The following is a 13183-nucleotide window of genomic DNA, read 5'->3' on the forward strand; positions in this document are numbered from 1 at the left end:
CCGCGGCTGGAGAACACGCCGTTGGCATAGCCGTAGATCAACAGCGACAACAGCAGTGACGGGTGATAGGCTGCGCTGCCGCGCCCGCCATAGGCGCTCACCATCGCGCGCAGATCGAGGCCGTCGACGACCTCGACGATGAAGCGCGCCAGATGATCCTGAGGCAACCACTCATCAACGGATGGCGGAAGCAGATAGGGCGTGTGGCGATCGACAGGGCGGAAGTGGCTCATGGCGGATCCGGGATCAGATGGATGTCGGTATTATCTCATGCCCGGCGTGGAAAGTCCGACAGGCTGCTAGAGCCCCACAGGGTATACTGTCGTGTGACGATTTCGAGCTATGCTGTTCGAATTCGCTCAACATTCCGGATTTATCATGAGATCTGCACTACCGCCTTTCGCCGCTCTCGAGACCTTCCTGGCCGTTGCCCGTAGCGGCGGAGTACGGGCAGCGGCACGGCGGCTCAACGTGACCGACTCCGCTGTCAGTCACCAGCTGCGCAAGCTGGAGGATCATCTGGGTACGCCACTGGTAGAGCGTCACGGCCGCGGTATCAAATTGACGGCGACCGGGCAGCGCTACGCCGACCAGCTGGCGGCACCACTGGCCGAGATCGCCGGCCTGACCGAGCGCCTTTTCGGTACCCCGGCGGACACTGGCGTCACCCTGACCGTGGGGCCGGTGGTCGCCTCGCTAGGGTTGATTCCTTACGTGGCGAAGCTCGAAAACGACAACCCGGGCCTGATGCTGCAGCTGGTTACCACGGCTCGCCCACTGAACCTCGATGCCATGGGCATCGACCTGGCGCTGCGCTACGAGCGTTGTCCGGCGACGTCAGACGACCCGCTTTCCTTTCCCGAATACGCCTTTCCGGTCTGCACGCCCGAGCTGGCCCGCGAAGGCGCCGAACAGGCACTTGCGAAGCGCCGCCTGCTGAACGGCGCGCACAGCGACGACTGGCAGCGCTGGGCGACGGCGGCCGAACGCGATCTCCCTGCCACCCAACGGGAGATGCGTCTGGATACCACCGAAATGGTGATGAACGCTGCGCTCAGAGGTATAGGCATCACCATCGGTCGCACGCCGCTGGTCAACGACGCGCTGCTCAGCGGACAGCTGGTCGCTCCCTTTGGCACCGCCACACCGGGAGAAGGCAGTTATCGTATTGTCACCTCGTCACGCCGCCCGGATGCCGCTGCACAGGCTGTCATGAGTTGGCTCGGCGGCCTGCTCGGAAGGCCATGAGTCTGTTGGCGTCCAAAGGGTGTTCGTCATGGAGGGCCAATACAAAAAATATTCCCCTCCCCTCTTGAAAGCCGGCGCACCGCCACTATTTAACATAATGTCAATGGACGGGCTCACCGAGCTGCCCTGAATGGCCGCATTCGCTGATTTTCAGGTTTGCGAGTAATTACTGACTTTGCTGTCTATCAGGAGGTTGTATGAACACCATGACCCTGTCACCGCTCTTTCGCCGCAGCATCGGCTTCGACCGTCTGAACGATCTGTTCGAGCAGTCGCTGCACAGCGATGCTCCCGGCTATCCGCCCTACAACGTCGAGAAGCACGGCGACAACGACTACCGCATCGCAGTAGCCGCCGCCGGTTTCAGCGAGCAGGAGCTCGACGTCAACGTCGAAAATCGGCTACTGACCATTACCGGCACGCGCGAAGAGAGCGCCGATGCCGAGACGTCGATCACCTGGCTGCACCGTGGCATCGCACGGCGTCCCTTCCGCCTGTCGTTTCGCCTCGACGAAAACATCGAGATCCGCGGCGCACGGCTGGAAAACGGCCTGCTGATGGTCGATCTGCAGCGCGTGGTGCCCGAACAGCAGCGCGCCCGTCGCATTCCCATCAACGGGGACGCGGCGATTGATGACCACAGTGCCGTCAACGCCGGTGAAAGCCTCGATACCGAACGCGAGCGCGTCAGCGTCTGATCGATCCCGCTTCGCCGCGACCTTCGACCCCGCCCATGTGGCGGGGTTTTCATTGCGGCCATGGCGCTGACCGGGCTTGAGCTTGGGCTTGCTCTAAACCACCGAATACACCAGCCAGCACAGCGCGAAGGCCATCAGCGAGATGCCGGTGGAGATGATCGTCCACGTCTTGAGCATGGTACTGGTCTCCACGTTCAGAAAGCGCCCCACCAGCCAGAAGCCCGAGTCGTTGACGTGGGAGTAGCCGATGGCCCCGGCGCCGATGGCGACCACGATCGCCGCATTCTGAATGGCGTCGATATCGGCACCGATCACTGCCGGGGCCATCAGGCTGGCGGCGGTGGTGCCCGCCACGGTGGCCGAGCCCTGGGCGATGCGCAGCGCCGCGGCAATCACGTAGCCCGCCACCAGCAGCGGCATGCCCAGCGCGTCGAGGCTGGCGGCCAGCGCATCGCCAATGCCACTAGCGATCAGCACGCCGCCGAACATCCCGCCGGCACCGGTAATCAGAATGATGCTGCAGACCGGCGCCAGCGCCTTGTCGATCACGTCGTTGATATTGTCCATCGCCTCGCTGCCGGCACCGCGCAGCAGCAGCAGATAGATCGCCACGCAGGTGCTGATCAGCATCGCGATCGGCGTCTGGCCGATCAGCATCAAAAGCTGCAGCAGCAGGTTGCCCTCCGGCAGTACGCCGGTTTCGATCAGGGTCGACAGCCCGGTGTGGATGAAGATCAGCACCAGCGGCAGCAGCAATACCAGCATCACGGTGCCAAACGCCGGCAGGCTGTCGCGCTCGTCGGCGCTGTCGTTGCCCATCAGATCCGGCACGTCATGGAAGGGCTGACGCTTCGAGACCAGCATGGCCAGGTGATACCCCGCCACATACCAGGTGGGCAGCCCCACGACCAGCGCCAGCAATAGCACCAGGCCGACATCAGCTTCGAGAAATACCGCCGCCGCCACCGGACCGGGGTGCGGCGGCACCAGCGCATGCATCATCAAAAAGGCACCGCTGGCGGCCATACCCAGCGTCAGCAGCGACATCCGCAGCTCCCGCGCCAGCGAGTAGATGATCGGCAGCATGACCACGAAAGCGGCGTCGAGAAAAATCGGAAAACCGAACAGCAGACAGGCCACCGCCAGCCCGAAGGTGGCGCGCTCGCGGCCGAACCGCTCGATCAGCGTGTCGGAGAGCACGCGTGCCCCACCGGTGACCGCCACGACGCGGCCCAGCACCGCACCGAAGCCGATCAACAGCGCCACGCTACCCAGCGTGGAGCCAAAGGCGTCGAGCAGCGTGGAGAGCAGTTCGGACACCGGAATGGGCGTTGCCAGCGCGGTGAAGAGACTGACGATCACCAGTGCAAAGAAGGGGTGCAGCCTGATTTTGATAATCAGCAGCAGCAACGCGGCGATCGCTATCGCCGAAATAGTCAGCAAAATGGGCGTCGACAGCGACGCCTGAGCGGCTTCTTCCATGGTGTGATCTCCGAAAGCCGTGACGGCGCCAGCGTTGCGCGCACGGCTACAGCCAAAAACGAGCCAATTCGATGGCCCAACAGCACAAGGCCGGACAACCCTGAGTCGGCGCTATACACCATTGGTCCAGGGGCGCTACTGCGGGCTGTTGGCCATCATGCCCATAACGTTATGCTCGATATAAGAAGCCATACCACTATCGATAACCATATTGATTAATAACAATTCGGGTATTCATTGAGCGGAGCACTTGCCTCATGGGCGATCTAACCCAGGACTGGTTTATCCGGTCACGACTAAAGTTGCGTCACCTGCAGCTGTTTGCCGAGCTGGACGAGCACCATAGCCTGCACCGCGCCGCCGAACGGCTGGGCATCAGCCAGCCGGCCGCCTCGCGGCTGCTGGGCGAACTGGAGACGCGACTGGGCGCCAACCTCTTTCATCGTCAGGGTCGCGGGCTACGCCCCAATGCGCTGGGCGAGCTGATGATCCGGCGCGCTCACGCGGTGCTCGACGAGCTGCAGATGGCCGGCGAGGAGTTCAACGCCGTGCGCTCCGGCCACGCCGGGCTGGTGCGGGTGGGCACGGTCATGGAACCGGCGGTGTCGCTGCTGACCCGTGCGCTGGAGCGCATCCAGGCGGAGCGACCGGGGTTGCAGGTCACGGTGCAGGTGGATGTCAGCCGGGCACTGGTCAGCGCGCTGCTGGAGGGGCATTACGATTTCGTTATCGCCCGCATTCCGGCCGGCTTCTCCGGCGAGCACTTCGTGTTCGAGGAGATCGAGGAGGAGGCGATCTCCTTTGTCATCCATCGCGATCATCCGCTCTATGGCGATACGCCGCCCGGTCTGGAGGCGCTGACCGACTGGCCCTGGGTGATCCAGCCGCAGGGCACCCTGATGCGCCAGCGCATCGAGGAGCTGGTACGCCATCGGGGCCTGGGCATGCCGGCCTCGACCGTTGACAGCGCCGACCCGGCGGTCGCCCTGGCGCTGGTCGAAACCGGCAGTTTCGTGACCGTACTGACCCGTCGCGTCGCCACGCTGTTATGCGACCCGGCACGCTTTGCAGTGATCAATACCGGTGGACGGCTGAGCGTGCAGCCCTATGGCTTGATCAGCCTGCGCCGCCAGCAGCTGCCACCCGGCGTGGCCGCCATGATGCGCGTGCTGCGGGAACTGGCTGCAGAGGGTGACGGTGCATCCCGGCGCTGAACGCGCTATCCTGGGGGCCTCTCTCAGGTTCGCTCGAATGGAGCCCCCATGACCCGACTCGCCCGCCGGCTGGCGCAGATTCAGCCCTCCGCTTCGATTGCCATCACGCGGCGCGCCGCCGAGATGCGTCGTGAAGGGATAGACGTTATCGCCCTGTCGCAGGGCGAGCCCGATTTCGACACTCCCGACCATATCGCCCGCGCCGGCAAGCGCGCCATCGACGAGGGGCAGACCCGCTACACCGACGTCGACGGCACGCCCGAGCTCAAGCGGGCCATCGTCGCACGCTTCGAGCAGGCCCACGGCCTGCACTACGCCAGCGACCAGATTTCGGTAGGCACCGGCGGCAAGCAGGTGATCTTCAACGCCATGCTGGCGCTGATCGACCCCGCTGACGAGGTGATCATCCCCGCCCCCTACTGGGTCTCCTACCCGGACATGGTGCGCCTGGCCGGCGGTGAACCGGTCTGTCTGCCCTGCCCCGAGTCGCAGGGCTTTCGCCTCACCCCCGAACAGCTCGAAGCGGCCATCACCGAACGTACCCGGCTGCTGGTACTCAATTCGCCCGGCAACCCCAGCGGCGCCGGCTACAGCCGCGACGAACTGATCGCGCTGGGCGAAGTGTTGAAGCGCCACGAGCAGGTGTTCGTGCTGTGCGACGATATCTACGCGCCGATCACCTTCGACGACTGGCAGTTTCACTCGCTGGCTGCGGTGGTGCCCGAGCTTGTGGAACGCACCCTGACCGTCAACGGCGTCTCCAAGGGCTACGCCATGACCGGCTGGCGTATCGGCTACGGCGGTGGCCCGCGCGATCTGATCCGCGCCATGGCGACCCTGCAGGGCCAGATCACCACCAATCCCAGCGCCATCTCGCAGGCCGCCGCGGTGGAGGCACTGAGCGGCCCTCACGACTTCCTGGAGGAGCGTAACGCGGTCTTTCGTCAGCGCCGTGATCTCTGCGCCAAAGCGATCAACGCCATCGACGGCCTGTCCTGTCGCCTGCCGGAAGGCGCCTTTTATCTGTTTATCGGCTGCGACGGCGTCATCGGTCGGCGCACCCCTCAGGGCGAAACGCTGGAGAGCGACGCGGATGTCGCCGGCTATCTGCTGGAGGCCGCGCACGTCGCCGTGGTGCCGGGTAGCGCCTTCGGCCTGTCGCCCTTCTTTCGCATCTCCTTTGCCGCCGATACCGAGCTGCTCGGCGAGGCCTGCGAGCGTATTACGCTGGCGCTGTCGAAACTCGAAGGTTAGGTCCGGGCGCCATGGTTTGATCATCAGCCGCAGCTGTCATAATGGCGCCCCTTCATACTGCACCGGTTGTCACTGCGCATGAGTCTCCAGAGCCGCTCCCAACTGCCGATCGCGATCGCCCTTGCGATGACAGCCGCCATCGGCCCCTTCTCGCTGGATGCCTATCTGCCCGCCTTTCCGGCCATGGCCGCCGATCTCGGCGTGGGGCTCGATGACATATCGCTGAGCGTGTCGGTCTATATCTTCATCATGTCGCTGGGTCAGCTGGTGGGCGGGCCGCTTTCCGATCAGCTGGGGCGGCAGAAGGTAGTGTTCGTGGGGCTGGCCCTCTTTGTCATCGCCAGTCTGCTGATCTGGCAGAGCGAGCGACTGGAGACGCTGCTCGCCTTTCGCGCCCTGCAGGCGTTCGGCGCGGGCTGGGCGCTGGTGGCGGTACCGGCGCTGGTGCGCGACCGGGTGCAGGGCGTCGAGGCGGCACGCCTTTTCAGTCTGATCGGGCTGATCATGATGGCCGCTCCCGCCGTCTCCCCCAGCATCGGCGGTGCGCTGCTGGCGATCGGCGGCTGGACCTTCATCTTTTTGTTTCTGGCGCTCTACGCGCTGGTAGTGATGACAGTGCTGGAGTTGATCATCTTTCGCCCGGCGCGGCGCGGCGAAGGCGCCACAGCAGCCGCGCCGGGGCCACGCATGAGCCTTTTCAAACGCTACGCCGCGGTGCTCACCACCTACCGGGCGCTGCCCTTTCTGTTCTGGCAGGCGGCGTCGTTTTCAGTGCTGATGATCTTCATCACCCACGCCTCCTTCATCTATCAGAGCCACTACGGTGCTTCGGCGCACAGCTTCGGGCTGCTGTTCGGCGCCAACGTGATCATCATGCTGCTGGCCAACTTCATCAACCGTACCCAACTGGAGCGCTTCGGCTCGCGGCCCATTCTGCGCACGGCCACCATGGTGCAGGCGTTGGGCATTGTGGCGCTGATCGTCATTACCCTGTTCGACGGCGGGCTGTGGCTCTTCCTGCCGGCGATGATGCTGACCATCGGCATGGGAGGGGCGATTGCGCCCAACAATCAGGCCGCTTTCATCGAATACTTCGGCGTCAACAGCGGCACCGCCGCGGCACTGCTGGGCGCCTCCCAGTTCGGTATTGCCGGTATCGCCAGCGCCCTCTCGGCACAGCTGCCTCATGCGGTGCTGCCGATACTGCTGGCGATGGCGCTGTGCTCGGCGGTCAGTCTTGCGATGCTGGCGCTGTCGCTGCGCGAGGAGCGATGACCCCGCTGCGCACGCCCGATACCCGCGCCCCCCGCGCCGCGAGGCGCACCCTGCTGCTGCCCGTACTGCTCTACGGCACCGGGCTGCTGCTGCTGGCGGCAGCGATCGCGCTGGCGGTATCGATCGGTGAGATCCGCATCCCCTTCACCACCACCCTGGCGGCGATCGGCAACGCTCTTGGGATCAGTGACGTGCCGCTCGATCGCATTCACGAGAGCATCGTACGCGACTACCGCCTGAGCCGTGCGCTGGTGGCCGCCTGCTGTGGTGCGGGGCTGGCGCTGTGTGGCGCCATCCTGCAGGCACTGCTGCGCAATCCGCTGGCCGAACCCTATGTACTGGGCATCTCGGCGGGGGCTTCGACCGGCGCGGTAGCGGTGATGGTACTGGGCCTGGGTGGCGGCGCGGTCAGCCTTTCACTGGGCGCCTTCGTCGGTTCGCTGGGCGCCTTCGCGGCAGTGGTGGCCCTCTCCAGCGGCGCCGCCAGCCGGCCCAACCGGATCATCCTGGCGGGAGTGGCCAGTTCACAGCTGTTCAACGCCCTCACCGCCTGGATCGTCAGCACCTCGGCAAGCGCCGAGCAGGTGCGCGGTATCATGTTCTGGCTGCTGGGCAATCTTGGCGGGGTGCGCTGGCCGGAGGTACAGCTGGCGCTGGCGGTGGTAGCGGTCGCCTTCGTGACCTGTCTGGCCTGCGCCCGGGCGCTGGACGCCTTCACCTTCGGTCAGGACGCCGCCGCCGCACTGGGCATTCCGGTGCGCGGCGTGCGACTGCTGCTGTTCACCGTCACCGCGCTGCTGACCGCGGCGATGGTCAGCATGGTGGGCGCCATCGGCTTCGTCGGCCTGGTGATTCCCCACGCCGCGCGGCTGGTGGTAGGCCCCACCCATGTGCGGCTACTGCCCACCGCGCTGCTGACCGGTGCCATCTTCATGGTGCTGGCGGATCTCGTCTCGCGGCTGGTGGTACCGGGTCAGAGCCTGCCGATCGGCGTGGTCACGGCGCTGGTGGGCGCGCCGGTATTTGCCATTATTCTTTACCGCGCGCGACCGCCAATGTAAGCGCTCACCACGTTTTGGAGCCCTTCAAAATGCCGATAGAGGCGCATGAGGTGAGCTGGTCGACCGCCGGCCGGCTGATCGTCGACCGGGTCAGTCTGGCGCTGCAGCCGGGCCAGACGGTGGGGCTGCTGGGCCCCAACGGGGCCGGCAAGTCATCGCTGTTACGCCTTTTGTGTGGCCTGCGGCGCGCCTCGGCGGGGGTGATCACTTTCGACGAAGTGCCGCTCACGCGGCTCAAAAGGCGCGATCTCGCCCGGCGGCTGGCACTGGTGGAGCAGAGCGCCACCACCGATGCCGACATTACCGTGCTCGACGTGGTGCGGCTGGGGCGCACGCCCTGGCGTTCGCTGCTGGCCGGCTGGCGCGGCGAGGACAGCGCCGCGGTAGAGCAGGCGCTGGCCCGGGTGGCGATGAGCGAGCGGCGCCATCAGCAGTGGCACACCCTCTCCGGCGGCGAGCGCCAGCGGGTGCATATCGCCCGCGCGCTGGCCCAGCAACCCGGCGAACTGCTGCTCGACGAGCCCACCAACCACCTCGATATTCAGCACCAGCTGGATATCCTCGCGCTCATTCGTCGGCTGGAGACCACCTGCGTGATGGCGCTGCACGATCTGAATCTCGCGGCCATGTTCTGCGATCAGCTGGTACTGATGAAAGCAGGTCGCGTCGTAGCCGCCGGGGAGCCGGCGTCAGTGCTGACACCGCAGCGCATTCACGAGGTCTACGGTGTCGCTGCGGTGGTCGAGCGCTCGCCCCACCACGGCTGTCTGCAGGTGCACTATCTACCGCGTACAGACAGACCTGGTCCTGGGCCGGAGCGGTGAAATGCCTTAATGTAGGCCCCCTGTTCATCGACTTCGGAAACCCATGAGCGCAGTGCCACCGTCTTCCACCACGCCCCCGGCCTTTCGCTTTATCGATCTGTTTGCCGGCATCGGCGGCCTGCGCCGCGGCTTCGACGCCATTGGCGGTGAGTGCGTATTCACTTCGGAGTGGGATCGCTGGGCCGTGCGCACCTATCGCGCCAACTACCCCTGCGACGTCGGCCGCCACCGCTTCAACGCGGATATTCGCGACATCACCCTCAGCCGCCGCCCCGACGTCGACGAGGAGAGCGCCTATCGCCATATCGACGGCGAGATCCCCGATCACGAGGTGCTGCTGGCGGGCTTTCCCTGCCAGCCCTTCTCGCTGGCCGGGGTATCGAAGAAAAATGCCCTGGGGCGCAAGCACGGCTTCGAGTGCGACGCCCAGGGCACGCTCTTTTTTGACGTGGCGCGCATTCTGGCCGCCAAGCGACCGGCCTGCTTTCTGCTCGAGAACGTCAAGAACCTCAAGAGCCACGACGGCGGCAAGACCTTCCGGGTGATCACCGAGGCCCTCGACGAGCTGGGCTATGCGGTGGCCGACGTCGCGGCGCCGAAGGCGCGCGACCCCAGGGTGGTCGACGCCCGCCATTTCCTGCCGCAGCACCGCGAGCGCATCGTGCTGGTGGGCTTTCGGCGCGATCTGAACGTTCACGAGGGGTTTTCGCTGTGCGATTTGGCGCAGCACTATCCCACCGCGCGGCCGAGCTTCGGCGAGCTGCTGGAGCCCGAGGTGGCGGAGAAATACACTCTCTCACCGAAGCTGTGGCGCTATCTGTTCGACTACGCTCGCAAGCATCGCGAAAAGGGTAACGGCTTCGGTTTCGGCCTTACCGGCGCCAACGACACCGCCCGCACCCTGTCGGCGCGCTACCACAAGGATGGCTCGGAGATTCTGGTCGACCGCGGCTTCGACCCGGCGCTTGATTTCGACAGCGCGCACAACCTCGCCCACCGCCCGCGGCGGCTCACGCCGCGTGAATGCGCCCGGCTGATGGGCTTCGACGCCCCGGGCAGGTCGGACTTCGTGATTCCGGTTTCCGACACCCAGGCCTACCGCCAGTTCGGCAACTCGGTGGCAGTGCCGGTATTCGGCGCCATCGCCGCAATGATGGCACCGCGCATTGCCCGGGCGCTGGCGGCCCAGCGCGGGCAGGCGGTTCAAGCCGGCTGAATCAGGTCCGATAGCTGGCCAGCAGCCCGGCCACCAGCACAAAGAGCCCGCCGAACAGCCGGTTGAGCAGGCGCTGCTGGCGCGGTGAGCGCAGCCAGCGGGCGATCAGCGTGGCCAGCCCGGCGAAGCCGCACATCACCAGTACATCGACGCTGATCATGGTCACGCCCATCACGGTGAACTGCTGCGCCCGTGGCAGCGTCGGGTCGAGAAACTGCGGCAGCAGCGCGATCAGAAAGATCGTCGCCTTGGGGTTGGTGACGTTGACCAGCACGCTTTTGCCAAAGCGGACAAGCGCCGGCTCGGCGGCCGGCGGCGCTCCGCCGGCCTCCAGCGCCACCGCCCGCTCGCGCCACTTGGCCACGCCCAGATAGATCAGATAGGCCACCCCGGCCCACTTGATCAGCGCAAAGGCCAGCTCCGAGGAGGCCAGCAGCGTGCCCAGCCCCACGCCCACCACCAGAATCTGAATGCCCAGCCCCAGTTGAAGACCGAGGATCGCCGGCAGCGTACGCCGCAGGCCGTAGCGCAGGCCGTTGGACATGGTGTTGATCGCGCCCGCGCCGGGCGTAATGCTGATCAGCAGAGAAGCGGCCAGAAAGGCCCAGAAAAGTTCCACGGACATCACCAAACTCGGCGCCAATGAAAAGGGGGGAGCAAAATCATACGCTGCAAGCGGTGGCAGTGAAATGACCGACTACACCATATCCTGCATCCTCTGCCAGGCATTGCCCAGATGCGTGCCGATGGCCCCGATCAGCGCCGTGGCATCGCGGCGCTCCAGCGCGGTCATCATCGCCTCGTGCTCTCCGGCACACTGTTTTATCGGGCGCACACGCTCCCCGGCACACTCCCTCTACCCCTCACAGCAGCCCTGCATCATGGCCGCCAGCGTCTCCAGGTGCGATTTGGGCAGGCGCACACTCGGCCCGCTGAGGCCGAAACCGGCACGCAGCTCGCCATCCTCTATCCAGGGCACGGCCACACAGCTCAACCCCTGCTGGTAATTCTGTTCATCGAGGGCGTAGCCGCGAGCAGTGATACTTTCGATCTCCTCGGTGATGGCGGAACCGATGCGATCGGTGTGCAGCGCCAGCATGCGTTGTCTGAGCATTGGCATGAAAGCGAGAAACAAAAGGCCGATGGCCGACCCCTCCATCGGCGTGCGCTCCCCCTGCTGGCTGGCGGTGCGCAGCGCTTCAGGGCTTTCGATGGCATCGAGGAAAAACACCTCATCGCCGGAGGGCACGGCCAGAAACACCGTTTCACCGCTGTGCGCGGCCATCGCTTCGAGATGGGGACGCAGGCGCCGGCGCAGGCCGCTGTCGTCACCGGCGATACGCGCTATGTTGAGGATACGATCACCCAGATAGTAGCGGGTGTCGTGCGGCCGACGCCGCACATAGCCGAGCGCGCCCAGCGTCTTGAGAATGTTGTGGGCGGTCGTCGTCCTGAGCTCGGCGGCTTCGGCGATCTGCTGCAGGCGCAGGGCACCACCGGCGTTGGCGATACATTCCAGAATGTTGAGAGCACGCTCGATCGACTGGATCATGGCAGGATTATTCTGGCTAATATTCATCAATATTGAATATCAGAAAAATATTTGAAAATAAATTCCCTGATACTAAATTTATCCTTGCGATTATCTGAATAACGCAATGCCCTGATGACTTCACACGCGGCAATTCACAAGGGAGTTCAGCATGACACGTTCCATGATGGCTCGCATTACGCCTGTCGAGGGTCAAACGTCGCAGGTCAGGCATCACGTTGAAGCGCTGGCCCGCCGGGTACGCCGGGAGGCCGGCAATATCCGCTTCGAAACCCACGAGGCCAGCGACGCCTCGGGTTTTGTCATCATCGAGGAGTACCGCGACGACGACGCCTTCCAGCGCCATCTGGCCATGCCGCATACGCAGCAGTTCAATGCGGCGCTCGAGTCGCTTGCCGAAGGCGGCGGCTCCAGCGTGACCGAGCTTGCGCCACTCGGCGAGCCGGACGATTCACCTGCCGAAATTCGCGCCATTGATCACATCGGCCTGACCGTGCCGGATGTCGAGGCCGCGTCGCTGTTTTTTGCCGACGCCTTCGGCGCCCGTCGCGTTTACGACGTCTTGCCGCGCGACGGCGAGGATATGGCGGGCGAAGGCCCGGAGAAGGAGCTCGGCCTGAGCGCCGGCACCCGCATCGTGCACATGCGCCTGATGCGCATCGGCAACGGCCCCTGTCTCGAAATCTTCCAGATGGAAGATGGCGAGCAGCAGGCGCCACCGCGACTGCAGGATATCGGCCTGACTCACTTCGGCCTCTACGTCGATGACATTCAGTCTGCCACGCGACGTTTCGAGGCCGCCGGCGGCGAGCTGCTGTCGCCGACGCACCCGCTGGCCGGGGTCGAGGACGGGCCCCATAACGCCGGCGTCTACGGGCGTGCCCCCTGGGGCATGCTGGTCGAACTGCTGAGCTACCCGGACGGCATCGACTATTCGAACACGCCCGGCAACGCCGACGAGGCCAAAACCCTGCGCTGGACCCCACACCCCTGAGGTATTTCGCCATGATCAAGATGACCATGCTGCTCAAACGCCATCCCGATATCAGCCACGCCGAGTTCGTGCGCCACCATATCGAGACCCACGGCCCGCTGTTTCGCTCCATTCCGGAAGCCGCGCAGCATGTGCTGCGCTATATCCAGACCCATCCGTCGGAGGGCGACTTTCCGGTACCGCAGGCAGACTACGACGGCACCGCCGAGCTCTGGTTCGACAGTGCCGAAGGGATGCGAACCGTGTTGGGCTCGGCCACCTATCAACAGCAGGTCTTTCCAGACGAGAAGACCTTTCTCGATCACGACAACACCCTGATTCTGGTCGGCGAACAGACCGAAATCATCGCCTCATAATCCATCCAG

The 13183-nt window shown here is 64.9% G+C and carries 14 protein-coding genes; 10 read left to right on the forward strand and 4 right to left on the reverse strand.

Annotated elements, in window-relative coordinates:
- Window positions 1-233: transposase (locus H146_RS19515; protein WP_019952640.1), on the reverse strand; the 233-nt coding region annotated here is incomplete at its 3' end.
- Window positions 234-378: 145 nt separating this feature from the next.
- Between H146_RS19515 and H146_RS0114660 the strand changes: the two genes are divergently transcribed.
- Together H146_RS0114660 and H146_RS0114665 are read left to right on the forward strand one after the other, a co-directional pair.
- Window positions 379-1248 carry a LysR family transcriptional regulator gene (locus H146_RS0114660; RefSeq protein ID WP_169433489.1) on the forward strand — a complete coding sequence of 290 codons (870 nt, stop codon included), beginning with the start codon at window positions 379-381 and terminating at the stop codon, window positions 1246-1248.
- Between the two features lie 197 nt (window positions 1249-1445).
- Window positions 1446-1946: an Hsp20 family protein gene (locus H146_RS0114665; RefSeq protein WP_019952642.1), complete on the forward strand. Its 501-nt coding sequence runs from the start codon at window positions 1446-1448 to the stop codon at window positions 1944-1946.
- 93 nt (window positions 1947-2039) lie between these two features.
- On the opposite strand, the gene H146_RS0114670 is transcribed toward H146_RS0114665, so the two are convergent.
- Window positions 2040-3428: a GntP family permease gene (locus tag H146_RS0114670; RefSeq protein ID WP_019952643.1), complete on the reverse strand. Its 1389-nt coding sequence runs from the start codon at window positions 3426-3428 to the stop codon at window positions 2040-2042.
- Between the two features lie 257 nt (window positions 3429-3685).
- Between H146_RS0114670 and H146_RS0114675 the strand changes: the two genes are divergently transcribed.
- From H146_RS0114675 to dcm, 6 genes are all read left to right on the forward strand, one after another.
- Complete coding sequence (locus H146_RS0114675) at window positions 3686-4642, forward strand: LysR family transcriptional regulator (protein ID WP_026352014.1); 957 nt, start codon at window positions 3686-3688, stop codon at window positions 4640-4642.
- A gap of 48 nt (window positions 4643-4690) precedes the next feature.
- Window positions 4691-5896, forward strand: a complete 1206-nt coding sequence (locus H146_RS0114680; protein ID WP_019952645.1) for a pyridoxal phosphate-dependent aminotransferase — start codon at window positions 4691-4693, stop codon at window positions 5894-5896.
- A gap of 78 nt (window positions 5897-5974) precedes the next feature.
- Entirely contained in the window at window positions 5975-7171 is a 1197-nt protein-coding gene (locus H146_RS0114685; protein WP_019952646.1) for a multidrug effflux MFS transporter, read from the forward strand.
- Complete coding sequence (locus H146_RS0114690) at window positions 7168-8232, forward strand: FecCD family ABC transporter permease (protein WP_019952647.1); 1065 nt, start codon at window positions 7168-7170, stop codon at window positions 8230-8232. Before H146_RS0114685 ends, H146_RS0114690 begins: the two co-directional genes overlap by 4 nt.
- A 29-nt stretch (window positions 8233-8261) precedes the next feature.
- Window positions 8262-9056 carry an ABC transporter ATP-binding protein gene (locus tag H146_RS0114695; protein WP_019952648.1) on the forward strand — a complete coding sequence of 265 codons (795 nt, stop codon included), beginning with the start codon at window positions 8262-8264 and terminating at the stop codon, window positions 9054-9056.
- Between the two features lie 43 nt (window positions 9057-9099).
- Window positions 9100-10272: a DNA (cytosine-5-)-methyltransferase gene (gene dcm / locus H146_RS0114700; RefSeq protein ID WP_019952649.1), complete on the forward strand. Its 1173-nt coding sequence runs from the start codon at window positions 9100-9102 to the stop codon at window positions 10270-10272.
- Between the two features lies 1 nt (window position 10273).
- Here dcm and rhtB read toward each other — a convergent pair whose 3' ends face one another.
- Together rhtB and H146_RS0114715 are read right to left on the reverse strand one after the other, a co-directional pair.
- On the reverse strand, window positions 10274-10897 hold the full coding sequence (gene rhtB, locus H146_RS0114705) for a homoserine/homoserine lactone efflux protein (protein WP_019952650.1): 624 nt from the start codon (window positions 10895-10897) through the stop codon (window positions 10274-10276).
- 231 nt (window positions 10898-11128) lie between these two features.
- The gene (locus H146_RS0114715) at window positions 11129-11824 is read right to left on the reverse strand and encodes an IclR family transcriptional regulator (protein WP_019952652.1); all 696 of its coding nucleotides are present in this window, start codon (window positions 11822-11824) and stop codon (window positions 11129-11131) included.
- A 151-nt stretch (window positions 11825-11975) separates the two neighbouring features.
- Here H146_RS0114715 and H146_RS19520 point away from each other — a divergent pair, with 151 nt between their 5' ends.
- On the forward strand, window positions 11976-12818 hold the full coding sequence (locus tag H146_RS19520; RefSeq protein WP_019952653.1) for an antibiotic biosynthesis monooxygenase: 843 nt from the start codon (window positions 11976-11978) through the stop codon (window positions 12816-12818).
- A gap of 11 nt (window positions 12819-12829) precedes the next feature.
- Window positions 12830-13174: an EthD domain-containing protein gene (locus tag H146_RS19525; protein ID WP_019952654.1), complete on the forward strand. Its 345-nt coding sequence runs from the start codon at window positions 12830-12832 to the stop codon at window positions 13172-13174.
- Window positions 13175-13183 lie beyond the last annotated feature (9 nt).

Origin of the sequence: Kushneria aurantia DSM 21353, from assembly GCF_000382245.1 — a bacterium.
Lineage (GTDB): Bacteria > Pseudomonadota > Gammaproteobacteria > Pseudomonadales > Halomonadaceae > Kushneria > Kushneria aurantia.

Bases quoted from the DNA above. Each gene is read 5' to 3' on its own strand.
- H146_RS19525 (WP_019952654.1), top strand. From the start codon at position 12,830: ATGATCAAGATGACCATGCTGCTCAAACGCCATCCCGATATCAGCCAC.
- H146_RS0114660 (WP_169433489.1), top strand. From the start codon at position 379: ATGAGATCTGCACTACCGCCTTTCGCCGCTCTCGAGACCTTCCTGGCC.
- rhtB (WP_019952650.1), bottom strand. From the start codon at position 10,897: ATGTCCGTGGAACTTTTCTGGGCCTTTCTGGCCGCTTCTCTGCTGATC.
- H146_RS0114715 (WP_019952652.1), bottom strand. From the start codon at position 11,824: ATGATCCAGTCGATCGAGCGTGCTCTCAACATTCTGGAATGTATCGCC.
- H146_RS0114690 (WP_019952647.1), top strand. From the start codon at position 7,168: ATGACCCCGCTGCGCACGCCCGATACCCGCGCCCCCCGCGCCGCGAGG.
- H146_RS19520 (WP_019952653.1), top strand. From the start codon at position 11,976: ATGACACGTTCCATGATGGCTCGCATTACGCCTGTCGAGGGTCAAACG.
- H146_RS0114695 (WP_019952648.1), top strand. From the start codon at position 8,262: ATGCCGATAGAGGCGCATGAGGTGAGCTGGTCGACCGCCGGCCGGCTG.
- dcm (WP_019952649.1), top strand. From the start codon at position 9,100: ATGAGCGCAGTGCCACCGTCTTCCACCACGCCCCCGGCCTTTCGCTTT.
- H146_RS0114665 (WP_019952642.1), top strand. From the start codon at position 1,446: ATGAACACCATGACCCTGTCACCGCTCTTTCGCCGCAGCATCGGCTTC.
- H146_RS0114675 (WP_026352014.1), top strand. From the start codon at position 3,686: ATGGGCGATCTAACCCAGGACTGGTTTATCCGGTCACGACTAAAGTTG.
- H146_RS0114685 (WP_019952646.1), top strand. From the start codon at position 5,975: ATGAGTCTCCAGAGCCGCTCCCAACTGCCGATCGCGATCGCCCTTGCG.
- H146_RS0114670 (WP_019952643.1), bottom strand. From the start codon at position 3,428: ATGGAAGAAGCCGCTCAGGCGTCGCTGTCGACGCCCATTTTGCTGACT.
- H146_RS0114680 (WP_019952645.1), top strand. From the start codon at position 4,691: ATGACCCGACTCGCCCGCCGGCTGGCGCAGATTCAGCCCTCCGCTTCG.